Below are 13,788 nucleotides of genomic sequence, written 5' to 3'. Positions count from 1 at the left end.
AAGACCCCATTTGCGTACGCCTATCGCACCCGCCTCGCGGCCGGTCGAGTGCGTCCCGGCCGACGCGAGGCCCGCCGTGCCCCGGCCCGTTGCGCGCCCCCGATCCTCAGCTGGCCTCCACGGCCCTATCAGGGCACGAGTTAGGGCGCTGTGGTCCAGCCGGGGTGGTCGGGCTGGTCTCCACGGCCCTGTCGGGGTACGAGTTAGGGCGCTGTGGTCCAGCCGGGGTGGTCGGGCTGGTCTCCACGGCCCTGTCGGGGTACGAGTTAGGGCGCTGTGGTCCAGCCGGGGTGGTCGGGCTGGTCTCCATGGCCCTGTCGGGGTACGGGTTAGGGCGCTGTGGTCCAGCCGGGGTGGTCGGGCTGGCCTCTACGGCCCTTGCCGGGCACCGGTTAGGGCCGTGGAGACCAGCCCGAGGGGTTGCCGGCCAACTCCACGATCACGTCGGGCTCGCGGCGTGTGCGCCCACCTGGCAGGTGCCTTGACGACGAGTCCTCAGGGGAGCCGGACGACCAGGCCGTCGCCGGCTCTGACGATCAGGTCGGGGGAGAGCTGGACGGGCCGGGCTCGGCATCAAGATCAAGCTGCGGGTCGGCGGGGCGCGGCGGCCGTCGCCAAGGCGCTGGAGGAGAAGGCCGCAAACTGAGAATCCGATTCACGGTACGGACGCCGTGCTCACCATCCGGGACGTCCGGGCCGGGTCCAATGCCGGGCCGGCGGCCCTTTGTCGGCTGGTTCGCTGGAGGAACTCGCCCCGGGCTGGCATCGTTCCCCGGGTATGCCGAGTGGTCTCGGCTATGCCGACCTGGAGGAGTTTCGATGCGGCAGGCGCAGCGGCTGAAGAGTGTCCGTTACGACATCCGGGGTCCGGTGCTGCGGCGGGCACAGGAGCTGGAGGCCGCGGGTCACCGGATCCTCAAGCTCAACCTCGGCAACCCGGCCCCGTGGGGTCTCGCCACGCCCGATCCGATCATGGCGGACGTGATCCACAATCTGGCGGACGCGCAGGGCTACAGCGACGCGCGGGGCATCTACTCGGCGCGCGTCGCGGTCGCGCAGTACTACCAGAACCAGGGTGTGACCAGCGTCCAGCCGGACGACGTGATGCTCGGCAACGGCGTCTCCGAGCTGATCGTGATGGTGCTCCAGGCGCTGCTCGACACCGGTGACGAGGTGCTGGTGCCGAGCCCCGACTATCCGCTGTGGACCGGCGCGGTGAACCTGTGCAGCGGTCGCGCCGTGCATTACCGCTGCGACGAGAGCAGCGGCTGGCAGCCCGACCTGGAGCATCTGGCCTCCCGGATCACCGGACGCACCCGGGCCCTCGTCGTGATCAACCCGAACAACCCGACCGGCGCCGTGTACTCCGAGGAGACCCTGCTCGGCATGATCGAGCTGGCCCGCCAGCACGGCCTGATGATCTTCGCGGACGAGATCTACGACAAGATCCTGTTCGACGGCGCGCGCCACCACACCCTCGCGGCGCTCGCCCCGGACGTGCCGGTGGTCAGCATGGGCGGCCTGTCGAAAACCTACCGCGCCGCCGGATTCCGCTCCGGCTGGCTCGCCACCAGCGGTTTCCCCGGCGGTGACGCGGACTATCTGGACGGTTTGCAGATGCTCGCCAACATGCGTCTCTGCCCGAACGTCCCGGCCCAGCACGCCATCCAGACCGCCCTCGGCGGATACCAGAGCATCGAGGAGCTGATCCGCCCCGGCGGGCGCCTGCTCGAACAGCGGGACCACGCCTGGCGCGAGCTCGTCTCCATCCCCGGCGTCGACTGCGTGAAGCCCTCCGGCGCGCTCTACCTGTTCGCCCGTCTGGACCCCGAGATCCACAAGATCCACGACGACGAGAAGCTGGTCATCGACCTCCTGGAACAGCAACACCTGCTGATCTCGCACGGCACCGGCTTCAACATCGACACCCCCGACCACCTGCGCCTGGTCTTCCTGGCCCCCACCGAGGTCCTCGACGACGCCGTCGGCCGGATCCGCACCTTCCTCTCCACCTACCAGCAGTAACCGCACCCGGCCCACCGCGGACCCGCACGACACGCGCCGCGGTCCGGGGTGGGCCGCAGTGTCGCGAGCCGACGGGCACGCCGGCTGCGAGTCGTACCGAAAGAGGATCCGGAAGCGTACGGGTGGCATCGCGGCAGCGAGGATGGTGGAAGGCGGCCGGAACGGGTGCTCAGGCGGCGGAGAGGGCGATCGAGACGGCGAAGCCGGAGACCACGAGCAGGCCGGTGAGCGGACCCTCCACCGCGTAGGCCTCGGGCAGCATGGTGTCCGACAGCATGGCCAGCAGCGCACCGGCGGCGAACGCCTGCACCAGCGCGCCGGTCGTCCCGCCGCCCGAGTCCAAGAGGACGTAACCGGCGGCGGAGGCGACCGCGGAGACCGCGACCACGGCCGACCACATCAGCAGCACCCGCCGCTGCGGCCAGCCCGCCGTCCGCAGCCCGGCCGACGAGGCCATCCCCTCCGGCAGGTTGGAGAGCAGCACCGCGGCCAGCAGCGCCACGCTCACCTGCCCCTGGAGCACGGTCAGCCCGAGCACGAACGACTCCGGGATCCCGTCCAGCACCGACCCGAGCACGATGGCCAGCGGCGAACCCTCCGCCTGATCGCCGCCGGCGTCCTTGCGGTCCCCGCCACCGCGCCGGCTCAACAGCCAGTCCCCGGCCGCGAAGACCGCCGCCCCGATCAGCACGAACAGCCCGACCGCGGCCACTTTCCCCGACTTCAGCGCCTCGTCGACCAGCTCGAACGACACCGAACCGAGCAGCAGCCCGCTGCCCACCGCCATCACCGCCGCGATCAGCCGCCGGCCGGGCCGCATCCGGTACGCCAGCAACGCCCCCACCAGCAGCGCCGAAGCCCCGAGCGCACCCCAGAGAAACGCCGCGACCATCCGCTCACCCTCCCGTCCACCGTCCCGCCCACCGGGCTTACCCGCCTCGGCGGGACAGTAGGCCTGGGTCAGTGGGTGCGGGCGGCCATCGACTCGACGGCGGACATCAGCAGGTCCAGGCCGAAGGCGTAGTAGCGCTCGATGTCCGGCGGCCGGCGATAGGTTTTCGCGAACTCGATCATCATGGGGAACCTGTCGGCGGGCAGGCACTCCAGCATGACCCGTTTCTGGCGGCGCCACTCGTCGGCCTGCTCGGGCGGCACGCCGGCGGGGCAGTCGGGCTGGGCGGCGACCAGGCCCATGGCGCCGTTCAGCAGGTACATCGCGATCCAGTAGGACTCCTCGACGTCGAAACCGGCCTCGGCCAGCAGCGTCAGGGTGTCGTTGGTGGCCCGGGTGAAGCTCTCCGCCTGGGTCTTGTCCGCGGCGTGCAGCAGGTCCGGCAGGCACGGGTGGGCGCGCATCACCCCGACCACCGTCTCGACGATGGCGCGCAGCTGTTTCTGCCACGGATCGCCGGCGCTGCGGTCCGCCCGGACGTCGCTGAGCACGTGGTCGACGATGCCCAGCAGCAGCTCGTCCTTGTTCTTGAAATGCCAGTACAGCGCCATCGGCGTGACGCCCAGCTCCTTGGCCAGGCGGCGGATGGTGACGGCGTCCAGGCCTTCCTCGTCACCGAGGCGCAGTGCGCGCTCGGCCACGGCCGCCTTGCTGAGTCGTTCTGCCGGAGTCACTTGACAACCATACAACGTACAGGTCTCATGTACTAGGTACATGTACAACGTACAAGGACGCCGTACAGGTACGACGTACAGGGGAGATGGACTGATGGAGAAGAACCGCCGGTGGTGGGCGCTGGTCGCGGTCGCGCTCGGCACCTTCATGACCTACCTCGACAACAACGTGGTCAACGTCGCGTTGCCGAGCATCCAGCGCGAGCTGAACCTGAGCATCTCCGGCCTGGAGTGGATCACCAGCGCGTACATCCTGGTCTTCGCCGGTCTGCTGCTGGCCGGCGGACGCATCGGCGACGTCCTGGGCCACCGCATGGTGTTCCTCAGCGGCCTGGGGATCTTCACGGTGGCCTCGGTCGCCGCCGGCCTGGCCGGAAGCCAGGAACTGCTGATCGGCGCCCGTGCCGTGCAGGGCATCGGCGCGGCCCTGCTCTCGCCCGCCGCTCTGGCGCTGTTGCAGGAGTTCTTCCCGGACCCGAAGGAGCGCGGCACCGCGATCGGCATCTGGGGCGCGGTCGGCGCCCTGGCCCTGGCCATCGGCCCGCTCACCGGCGGCGTGCTCAGCCAGCACGCCTCCTGGGGCTGGATCTTCCTGATCAACCTGCCGATCGGCGTGGCCACCCTGGCGCTCTCGCTGGCCACCATGCCGCGCGGCCGGGCCGCCGAGCGGACCAACCTGCTGCGGCGCATGGACCCGATCGGCCTGATCACGTCCTCGCTCGCGCTGTTCGCCCTGACCTACGCCCTCATCGAGGGTGACGCCGAGGGCTGGACCTCCGGCCTCATCCTCGGATCGTTCGCGGTCGCCGCCGTGGCCGCGGCCGCCTTCGTGATCCAGCAGGCCCGCACCCCCGACTCGATGGTGAACCTGGCCTTCTTCCGCCTGCGGATGTTCACCGGTGGTCTGCTGGCCATGGGCCTGTGGGCGTTCGGCGTCTTCGGCATCTACTTCTACATGGCCATCTACCTGCAGAACGTGCTCGGCTTCTCGCCCACCGAGGCCGGCGCCGGCTTCGTCCCGCTGGCCCTGATCACCGCCGTCGGCGCGATCCTGGCGCCCCGTTTCGAGGCCCGCTTCGGCGTCGCCCGGGTGACCGCTTTCGGCCTCGCGGTGATGGGCGCCGCGATCGCCGGCATCGCCCAGTACGGCGAGGGCACCGAGTACCTGGACCTGCTGCCGTGGTTCGCCCTCTACGGCGTCGGCGGCGGCCTGCTCATCCCGCTCAGCCAGGTCGTCGTCGGCGCCCTCCCGGCCGAGCGCGCCGGTGTCGCCTCCGGCATGCTCAACGTCTCCCGCGAGGTCTTCGGCCTGCTCGGCGTGACGGTCCTCGGCGCGATCCTGAGCAACCGGGCCGGCGCCGCGACCGGCACCGAGCTGCACCGCTACCTGGTCGGCTACCAGTTCTCCCTGGTCATCGCCGCGGCGCTGGTCATCGTCGGGGTGCCGGTCAGCCTCTGGATGCTGCGCAAGGCGCGGCCCGCCGCGGAGCCCCTGGTGGTCCCTGTGCTTGAGACGGTCTGATGCCCCCGCCGCAGGAGTCGGACCGGACGTGTTCGACTCCTGCGGTGAAAGCAAGTGCCCTGGTAGCCGGATTCATCGCGGTCCTGGTGTCGTTCTCCGGCCCGCTTCTGGGGGCTAGTTGCCGGCGTGGGCGTACACCTGATCCTGACGCGCTTCGAACCGGCGGGACAGGCGCAGCCAGACGACGAAGCCCCAGATGACGAAGCCGGCGTAGACCGCGTACAGCACCGCTGAGGGGTAGTAGCCGAAGTGCAGCAGCTCGGGGACGCCGACCAGGTCCACGGCGATCCAGCAGAGCCAGAACTCCACCCAGCCCCGGGCCATCGCGAAGGTCGCCAGCATCGAGCCCACGAAGATCCATGAGTCGGCCAGGTAGTACCACCACGGGACCGGGAAGCCGGCGCCGATCGCGCGGAAGACGAAGAAGCAACCGGCCACGGCGGCCAGCGCGGCCGGGATGAAGATCAGGCGCTGCCGGTGGCCGGCCCAGTGCGGGATCACCGCGGCGCCGTGCTCGATCCGCCGGTTGCGCTGCCAGCGCCACCAGCCGTACACGCTGGTGATCAGGAAGAAGACCTGGCGGGCGGCCTGGCCGTACAGCGGGGTGCCCTGGTCGTTGCCGACCGCCTGGCCGAGGAAGACGGTGAGCAGCAGCAGGTTGCCGACGATCCCCACGGGCCAGGCCCACGCGTTGCGGCGCAGCCCGAACAGCGCCGAGCCGAGACCGAACGCGTTCCCGACGATCTCCCGCCAATAGATCGCCTGGTCCGGGGTCACCTGCCACTTGGCGGTGTAGAACGAGGTCAGCAGATGGTCGAGCCAAGTCACGGCTCATGGTAGACCCGTTTCCCTACGGGCATAGTGGGACGGTGACCACAGTGATCTCCTGTCCGATGCAGACCCGGCTCTACGAGCGGGGCCGGGTGATCGAGCAGGACTTCGATTTCGGCGCGCTCGCCGGCCACCTGCGCGAGCGTGCCGAGTCGTTCGCCTGGGTGGACCTCTACCAGCCGCAACAGGCCGATCTCGCGGCCGTCGCCGACGAGTTCGGCCTGCACCCGCTCGCCGTCGAGGACGCCCTCGCCGAGCACGAGCGCCCCAAGCTGGACCACTATCCCGGCCACCTGTTCGTCAACGTCTACGCGGTGGAGTACCAGCCCGCCGACTCCGGGCCGCAGGTGCACAAGACGGAGATCAGCGCGTTCATCACCGACCGCGTGGTGATCACGGTGCGCAAGTCGCCGTCCGACGTGCGGCGGCTGATCGAGCGCTGGGACGCCGAGCCGGACCTGGCCGCCAAGGGCGGGGTCAACTTCCTGGTCTACGGGTTGCTCGACCTGGTCGTCGACGGTCAGTACAGCGCGGCCCGGTCGATCGACGAGGCGATGGACTCGGTCGAGGACGTGCTGCTCGTGGCGGGCGGCGCACCCCGGGAGGTGCGGATGCGCGGCTATGAGCAGCGCCGCGCGCTGGCCGCCCTGCGCCGGGCGGTGGCGCCCATGCCGGACGTGGTCAACGAGGTGAACCGGGCCGAGATCGAGCTGGTCAACGATCACCTGAAGCCGTATTACCGGGACGTCGAGGACCACGCCAAACGGGCCGTCGAGTCGATCGAGCACTCGCTCACCCGGATCAACGAGCTGCTCGACGCCGACCTCGCCGAGCAGAGCAACGTGCTCAACGACGTCACCCGCAAGCTCGCCGCCTGGGCCGCGATCATCGCGGTGCCGACCGCGCTCACCGGCTATTTCGGACAGAACCTGCCGTATCCCGGATTCGGGCAGCTCTGGGGTTACGCGCAGAGCATGACTCTGATCGTCCTCACGGCCACCGGCCTCTTCTTCTACCTCAAGAAACGCGGCTGGTTGTAATAGCATCCCCGGTTATCGGGGGTGATGGATGCTTGCGCTCGTTCTCGGTGCCGTGCGGACCAGGACCGCGCAGGTGCTCACGATCCTGGCGCTGACCGTGGTGGCCACCGCGATCGCCGCGGCTGCTCCGTGGTATGCCGCGGCCGCCACCGCGCGGGCCGCCGAGGTGGATCTCGCCGCCGCGCCCGCGGCGCAGCGGATGCTGTCGATCAGACAGGGTGCGCTCACCGGTGGCGACGCCGCCGGGGCCCTGGAGGACTTTCGAGCTTCGGTACGCCCATTGCTCCCGATGACCCTCGACCAGCCGGTGTACGGCCTGGTCAAGCCCCTGAACGTGGCAACCGGCCCGGCCCGCCCGGTGCTGCCGGCGGCGTACCGTGAGCAGTTCTGCGACCGGGTCACCCTGGACGGCCCGTGCCCGTCCCGCCCGGGCGAGGCCGCCATCAGCCGGGACGCCGCGACGCGCCTCGGCCTCGCTCCCGGCGACCGGTTCTCCCTGGTCGACAGCCCGGGACAGGACACGGTGACGCTCACCGTGGTGGCCCGTTACACGCCCCGGGAGCCGGACGGTCCGTACTGGAGCGACCCGCTGTACCGCAAGGACCAGGGTCTCGACCCGGCCTTCACCCCACTGTCGACGTTCGCGGCCGACGTGCTCCGGTCACCCACGCTCACTCTCGACGGGCAGGTGCCGGACCGGCTCTTCCGCGGCGCCGGCGGCTTCGACCTGGCCGCCGAGCTGCGCGAGACCGACGCCCGGCTGGCCGCGGCCAAGGTCCGCCTGGTCACCACCAGCGCCGGCCTGCTCGTCACGCTGCACCGGGACCGGGTGGCCATCCGCGACGGCGTCGCCACCGCCGCCGTGCAGACACTGGTCCTCGCCTGGTTCGCGATCGGGCTCGCCGGTCGCTACACCGGCCGGGACCGCCGCGCCGACGCCGCCCTGCTCAAGCTGCGCGGCACGAGCCGGCTCGGCACGCTGCGCCTGGTCTGGGGCCAGCACCTGGTCCCGCTGCTGGCCGGCGCCCTGCTCGGCGCCCCCGCCGGATATCTGCTGGCCCGGCTGCTGGCCGGCCCGGTCACCGACCCCGGCGACCGGCGGAGCGCGGTGCTGCTGTCGCTCGGGGCGGTCGCCGCCGTGCTGCTCGGTGGCCTGCTCGTGCTCGCCGTGCTGGAAGCGCTGGTGCTGCGCCGGCCGGTGCCGGACCTGCTGCGCGGCGCCGGCACCGCGACCGCCGGCACCTGGCGGTCCGGTCTGGCCGACCTGCTGCTGGTGGCGGTCGCCGGGGCGGCCGTCTATCAGTCCCGGACGGCCGGGGCCGACGGTGCGGGTCTGGCCCGGGCCGCCCCGGTGCTGCTCGCGCTGGCCGTGGCGCTGCTGCTGGCCCGGCTGCTGACCCGGGCCGCGGACCGCGGCGGCGCGGCCTGGGTCCGCGGCGGGCGGCTGCCGGCCGGCCTCACCGCGCTGCGGGTGTCCCGCCAGCCCGGGACCGACCGGGTGGTCGCGCTGCTGGTCGTGGCGGTCGCGGTGTTCCTCACCGCGACCGGCGCGTGGGCCGGCGAACGCGCCGCCCGGGACGACCGCAGCGCCGCCGAGAGCGGCGCGCCCCGGGTGCTGCGGGTGCAGGCGGCGAACCGGATCGCGCTGCTCACCGCGGTCCGCACGGCCGACCCGGGCGGGACCCGGGCGATGGCGGTGGTGGTCGACACCACCAGCGAGCCGCGGGTGCTGTCGGTGGACAGCGCGCGGTTCGCCGCGGTGGCCGAGCGGGCGCCGCTGGACGTGACGCCGCCCGCGGCCGGGGACGCCGGGCCGGGGCTGCCGCTGGTGACCGGGGACCGGCTGACCGTGCGGGTGCGGCGGGACGGGCCGGCGCCCGTGCAGCTCACGCTCACCCTGCGGCACGACGGGACCGGTGTGCCGTCGGTGGTGCCGTTCGGCGCTCTGCGTGCGGGGGAGCAGGAGGTCAGCGCTCCGGTGCGGGGCTGCGCGACAGCGCCCGGCTGCCGGATCGTGCGCTGGACGGTGACCGCTCCCGCCGCGCGGGACGGGACGGCCGGGCCGGCGTCGCCCGGGAGTGCGGTGGTCGTCCGCGACATGGCACAGGCGAACCCGGCGGCGGACCTGCTCGGCCCGGCCGAACTCGGCGATGTGACGCGGTGGCGGGCCGGCGCGGACGGCGCCGCGCTGGACGTCTCCACCGCCGGCGGCGCGTTGCGGCTGTCGCCCGACCAGAACGCCATGCACCTGCCGTCGGCGGGCGCGGAGGCGTGGGCCGTGGACACCCCGCTGCCGCTGCCGGTGGTGCTGGCCGGGCCGGAACCGGACGGCTGGCGGCTCGACGACCCGACCATCACCCTCGGCGGCAGTCCGATGCCGATCAGCGTCCGCGCGCACGTGCCGGCGGTGCCCGTGCTCGGCCGCTCCGGGGTGCTGACCGACCTCGACGCGCTGCGGCGGCTGACCGGCGACGCCGAGCCGCCCGGCGAATATCAGGTCTGGCTGGCCGCCGGCGCGCCGGACTCCCTGGTCGCGGCGCTGACCGCGGCCGGCCTCCAGGTGTCCGGGGACGGCACCCGGGCCGATCGGTTCGACCGGCTGGGGCGGCAGGGACCGGCCGCGGTGACCCGGTTCGGGCTGCTCGCCGGCCTGGCCGCGCTGCTGCTCGCGGCGGCGACCTGCGCGGTGGCCGCCGCGGTGGACCGGCGCGGCGCCGGTGACCAGCTGCGCGCCCTCCGGTTGCAGGGGCTGGCGACCCGGGTCGCGGTCGCCGTCGGGTACGCCGGAACCGCCGCCCCGATCGTCGCCGGCCTGCTCGGCGGCACCCTGGCCGCGCTGCTCACCGCCCCGCTGACCGGCACCCGGGTGCTCGCCTTCACCGACGGCTGGGACGTGCTGCCGCTGCCCGCCCCGCTCGGCGGCATCGCCCTCGGCCTCGGCCTGCTGACCGCTTCCGCCCTCCTCGGCCTGACCGGCTGGCTGGCCGTGCAGCCGCTGGTCCGCCGTCTGCGAGCCGTGCTGTGACCGGCCTCGTCCTCGCCATGGTCTGGCGGCGCCGCGGCCAGGCCGTCACCCTGGCCCTGCTCGCGCTGCTGGCGGTCGCCGCGGCGGTGGCCGCCCCGGCCTACCTGATCGCCGCCGACCGGGCGGTCGCGGCCGGGCAGATCGCCACCGCCGCCCCCGGCGAGCTGGGCGTGAGCATCGCCGCGTCGCTGGACGCGCGGGCCGGCGCCGACCCGGACGCGCCGCCGCCGGTGGACTTCACCACGGTCGGCGCGGCCCTGGTCGACCTCCCCGGGTTCGATTACGTCTACGCCGCCGAGTACCCGGCCGTCGGCATCGAGCCGACCCTGGAGTTCGCCTCCCGGATGGTCTTCCGCCAGCGGGTCTGCGACCACCTGAGGATCCGGGCCGGTCGCTGCCCGGCCGGCGAGGGCGAGCTGCTGCTCGGCGAGCGGACCGCGGCCCGACTCGGGCTGCGGCCCGGTGACCCGGTGACGCTGACCGGGGCCCGGTTCAACGACGACCCGCGCGCACCGGGATACCTGCCGGCGGCGATCCCGCAGCGGCTCACTGTGGTCGGCACCTACGCGGTGCGGGACGCCGGCGAGGCGTACTGGGGGACGCACGGCTACTTCACCGCGACGCCCGGGCGCGGGCCGGGCGAGCCGGTCTTCACGATCATGGCGACCGTGCGGGCGATGGACCACCCGGGCACCGACGTGTCGATCGACGGCACCGCCGGGGCGGCCGTGCTCGACGTGGACCGGCTCGGCGAGCTGCGCGCCGGGGTGGAGCGGCTGCGGGAGACGGCCGGCAAGCTCGGCTCCGCGGTGCAGCTCAGCACCGGCCTGCCCGGGCTGCTGGACCGGATCGACGCGGGCCGGGCCGCCGCCCGCCAGCTGGTCCCGGTGCTGGCGGTGCCGCTGGTGCTGCTCGCCTGCTTCAGCATCTTCCTGGCGGTCGGTTACGGCGCCGAGGGTCGGCAGAACGAGCTGGCCGTGGTCGCGCTGCGCGGCGCCCGCTGGTGGACCCGGTGGTGGCTGGCCACCGGGGAGAGCCTGGTCGCCGTGCTGGCCGGCGCCCTGCTCGGCTGCCTCGCCGGGCAACTGCTGGTCAACGCGGTGGCGGCGAACCGGTTCCCGGGCGTCGGCGTGGACCCGGGCTGGTCGTCGCTGCGCTACGCCCCGCTCGCCGCCGTCGCGGCGCTGCTCGCCGCGGTCGCCGCCCAGCGCCGTCAGCTGCTCAGCCCGGTCAGCACGCTGCTGCGCCGCACCCCGGCCCGGCGCGGCCGGCGGGTGCTGATCACCGAGGCCGTGGTGGTGGTCCTGGCCGTCGTCGCCGGGATCCAGCTGGCCGTCTCCAACGGCTCGCTGACCGGGCTCGGCCTGTTCGCCCCGGCCCTGCTGATCCTCGCGTTCGCGCTGGTCGCATCGCGGCTGCTGGTGCCGGTGGTGACCGGCGCGGCGGCCCGCGCGCTGCACCGCGGCCGACCCGGCACCGCGCTGGCCGGGTTCCAGCTGTCCCGCCGTCCCGGCGCCGAACGCCTGTTCGCGCTGCTGGTGGCGACCGTCGGGGTGGCCGGGTACGCGGCCTGCGCCGTGGACACCGCGGCCCGCGGCCGGGACGTCGAGGCGGTCCTCGGCACCGGCGCGGCCCGGGTGCTCGACGTGGGACCAGTCTACCGGCAGCAGCTCCTGGCCGCGGTCCGCGCCGTCGACCCGCACGGCGACTTCGCGATGGCGGTCAGCCGGCTGCCCAGCGGCGGCCCGTCCATCCCCGGCGGCCTGGCGGTGGACAGCACCCGGCTCGCCGTGGTCGCCGACTGGCCGGACGACGCGCCCACCGCCCGGAGCGTGGCCGGGCGGCTGCGCCCGGACACGGCCGAGCCGCCGCCGGTCCTGTCCGGCACCGACGTCAGCGTGGTGGCCACCACCAGCGGCCTGGGTGCGGGCAAACGGCTGCGGATCAGCCTGGCGCTCACCTCGGTCCAGGGGCGCGGCGACACCGAGGTGCAGCTCGGGGAGCTCCAGCCGGGGCGGCGCACGTACCAGCAGCGGGTGCCGGTCTGCCAGGGCGGCTGCCGGCTCAACGGGATCGGGCTGACCGCGGTCGGCACCGCGCTGGGCATCACCGGCCGGGTGGTGATCAACGAGCTGGGCAGCGTGAACCCGGTCGCCGACGCGGTGCCCGCCGAACGGCTGCGGGAGCCGGGCCGGTGGCGGATGCCGCGCAACGGGCGGCTGAGCGCCGACCCGGCCGGGCTGCGGATCGACGTGGACGCCTCCGGCGGGCTGTCCGCGGCGGCCTGGGTGCAGCCGGTCGACACGCCGTGGCCGCTGCCCGCCGCGCACGCCGGCCCGCTGCCGCCCGGCGCGGTGCTGACCGGCCTGGACGCCAACCCGCTGCCGGTCGTGCCGATCGCCGGGCTGCCCGCGGTGCCGGTCCTGGGCCGGCACGCCACGCTGGTCGACCTGGAGTACGCCGACCGGGTGGCGGTGGACGCGGCGCAGGCGCAGCTGCCCCAGGTGTGGCTGAACGACCGGGCCCCGGCCGACATCGTGGACCGGCTGTCCGCGCAGGGCCTGACCGTCACCGGCGACCACCGGGCCGCGCTGACCGCCCGGCGGCTGCACGTGCAGGGGCCGGCGCTCGCGCTCTGGTTCCACGTGCTGGCGGCCGGGCTCGCGGTGCTGCTCGGGGCGGGAGCTCTCGTGCTCGCGGCGGCGGTGGACCGGGGGCGCCGGGTCGAGGACCTGAGCGCGCTGCGGATTCAGGGGCTGGGACGGGGGGCTGCGGGGCGGGCGGCGCTCTGGACGTACGCCATCCTGGTTTTCGCCGCGACCCTCGTCGGTCTGCTGGTGGCCCTCGGCGCCTGGGCGCTGACCGGCTGGACCCTGCCGCTGGCCGGGCTCACCCCGCCGGACCTGCCGCTGCCGGCCTGGCCGCGGCCCGGTGTCGTGGCCGGCGCCTGCGGTGCGGTGGCCGCCCTGCTCTTCCTGGTGGCCCTGGCCACCGGGCGTGATCTGCGTGATCGCATCGAATCGAAGACCGTGAACGGGAGGAACGGATGACTTCGGTGGACCTGGCATCGGTGGATCTGGGGTACGGGACGAGTGAGCCGGTGCTGCGGGGCGTGACGGTCAGCGCCCGCCCCGGCGAGGTGCTCGCCATCACCGGAACTTCCGGAGCCGGCAAGACCACTCTGCTGAGCGCGATGGCCGGGCTGCTGCCGCCGCGCTCGGGCGCGGTGACGGTGGCCGGCGCGCCGCTCGGCGACCGGGACGCCGCGGTCGGGCGCGGCGTGGTGCTGATCCCCCAGGAGAACGGACTGGCCGCGATCCTGACCGCGGCCGAGAACATCTCGGTGGCGGTGATCGCGACCGGCGGCTCACCGGCCGACGCCCGCCGCCGGACCGCCGACGCGCTGGCCGCGGTCGGCCTGGCCGGGCAGGCGAATCAGCTGATCGAGGAGCTTTCCGGCGGCCAGCAGCAGCGGGCCGCGATCGCCCGCGGGCTGGCCCTGCACGGCGAGGTGGTGCTGGCCGACGAGGTGACCAGCGAGCTCGACGCGGCCAACCGGCAGAAGGTGCTGGAGCTGCTGCGCGCCGAGGCGGACCGGGGCGCGACCGTGGTGCTGGCCACCCACGACCCGGAGGCGGCCGCGGTCTGTGACCGGGAGTTGCATCTCGTCGACGGCATCGCGACCTGGGCACGTGGCTGAGTTGTCCACAGTCCGGAAC

Annotated in this window: 9 protein-coding genes; 6 read left to right on the top strand and 3 right to left on the bottom strand. The window is 73.8% G+C overall.

Features of this window, described 5'->3' with window-relative positions; genetic code table 11:
- The first annotated feature begins 819 nt into the window (after positions 1-819).
- The gene (locus Aiant_RS12590; protein ID WP_189335356.1) at positions 820-2,025 is read left to right on the top strand and encodes a pyridoxal phosphate-dependent aminotransferase; all 1,206 of its coding nucleotides are present in this window, start codon (positions 820-822) and stop codon (positions 2,023-2,025) included.
- A gap of 169 nt (positions 2,026-2,194) precedes the next feature.
- Here Aiant_RS12590 and Aiant_RS12585 read toward each other — a convergent pair whose 3' ends face one another.
- Positions 2,195-2,917: a ZIP family metal transporter gene (locus tag Aiant_RS12585; protein ID WP_189335355.1), complete on the bottom strand. Its 723-nt coding sequence runs from the start codon at positions 2,915-2,917 to the stop codon at positions 2,195-2,197.
- A gap of 68 nt (positions 2,918-2,985) precedes the next feature.
- Positions 2,986-3,651 carry a TetR/AcrR family transcriptional regulator gene (locus Aiant_RS12580; RefSeq protein ID WP_229831188.1) on the bottom strand — a complete coding sequence of 222 codons (666 nt, stop codon included), beginning with the start codon at positions 3,649-3,651 and terminating at the stop codon, positions 2,986-2,988.
- 94 nt (positions 3,652-3,745) lie between these two features.
- Between Aiant_RS12580 and Aiant_RS12575 the strand changes: the two genes are divergently transcribed.
- Positions 3,746-5,173, top strand: coding sequence for an MFS transporter (locus Aiant_RS12575; protein WP_189335353.1), 1,428 nt, complete (start codon positions 3,746-3,748; stop codon positions 5,171-5,173).
- Between the two features lie 114 nt (positions 5,174-5,287).
- Here the strand turns inward: Aiant_RS12575 and Aiant_RS12570 are convergent, their stop codons facing one another.
- Positions 5,288-6,001: a nicotinamide mononucleotide transporter family protein gene (locus Aiant_RS12570; RefSeq protein WP_189335352.1), complete on the bottom strand. Its 714-nt coding sequence runs from the start codon at positions 5,999-6,001 to the stop codon at positions 5,288-5,290.
- A 41-nt stretch (positions 6,002-6,042) separates the two neighbouring features.
- On the opposite strand from Aiant_RS12570, the gene Aiant_RS12565 reads away from it, so the two are divergent.
- The 4 genes from Aiant_RS12565 to Aiant_RS12550 are packed head-to-tail and all read left to right on the top strand — an operon-like array spanning position 6,043 to position 13,769.
- Positions 6,043-7,044, top strand: a complete 1,002-nt coding sequence (locus tag Aiant_RS12565; protein WP_229831186.1) for a magnesium transporter CorA family protein — start codon at positions 6,043-6,045, stop codon at positions 7,042-7,044.
- A gap of 28 nt (positions 7,045-7,072) precedes the next feature.
- Positions 7,073-10,069 (top strand): FtsX-like permease family protein, encoded by a 2,997-nt coding sequence (locus Aiant_RS12560; protein ID WP_189335351.1) that lies wholly within the window; start codon positions 7,073-7,075, stop codon positions 10,067-10,069.
- Positions 10,066-13,119, top strand: a complete 3,054-nt coding sequence (locus tag Aiant_RS12555) for an FtsX-like permease family protein (RefSeq protein ID WP_189335350.1) — start codon at positions 10,066-10,068, stop codon at positions 13,117-13,119. Before Aiant_RS12560 ends, Aiant_RS12555 begins: the two co-directional genes overlap by 4 nt.
- Positions 13,116-13,769, top strand: coding sequence for an ABC transporter ATP-binding protein (locus Aiant_RS12550; protein ID WP_189335349.1), 654 nt, complete (start codon positions 13,116-13,118; stop codon positions 13,767-13,769). Before Aiant_RS12555 ends, Aiant_RS12550 begins: the two co-directional genes overlap by 4 nt.
- Positions 13,770-13,788 lie beyond the last annotated feature (19 nt).

Origin of the sequence: Actinoplanes ianthinogenes, from assembly GCF_018324205.1 — a bacterium.
GTDB lineage: Bacteria > Actinomycetota > Actinomycetes > Mycobacteriales > Micromonosporaceae > Actinoplanes > Actinoplanes ianthinogenes.
The sequence above is the reverse complement of the archived record's forward strand: the minus strand, read 5'-3'. Positions and strand labels throughout refer to the sequence as shown.

Excerpts from the sequence above, each read along its gene's own strand:
- Aiant_RS12550 (WP_189335349.1), top strand. The coding sequence starts at position 13,116 with ATGACTTCGGTGGACCTGGCATCGGTGGATCTGGGGTACGGGACGAGT.
- Aiant_RS12560 (WP_189335351.1), top strand. The coding sequence starts at position 7,073 with ATGCTTGCGCTCGTTCTCGGTGCCGTGCGGACCAGGACCGCGCAGGTG.
- Aiant_RS12590 (WP_189335356.1), top strand. The coding sequence starts at position 820 with ATGCGGCAGGCGCAGCGGCTGAAGAGTGTCCGTTACGACATCCGGGGT.
- Aiant_RS12575 (WP_189335353.1), top strand. The coding sequence starts at position 3,746 with ATGGAGAAGAACCGCCGGTGGTGGGCGCTGGTCGCGGTCGCGCTCGGC.
- Aiant_RS12585 (WP_189335355.1), bottom strand. The coding sequence starts at position 2,917 with ATGGTCGCGGCGTTTCTCTGGGGTGCGCTCGGGGCTTCGGCGCTGCTG.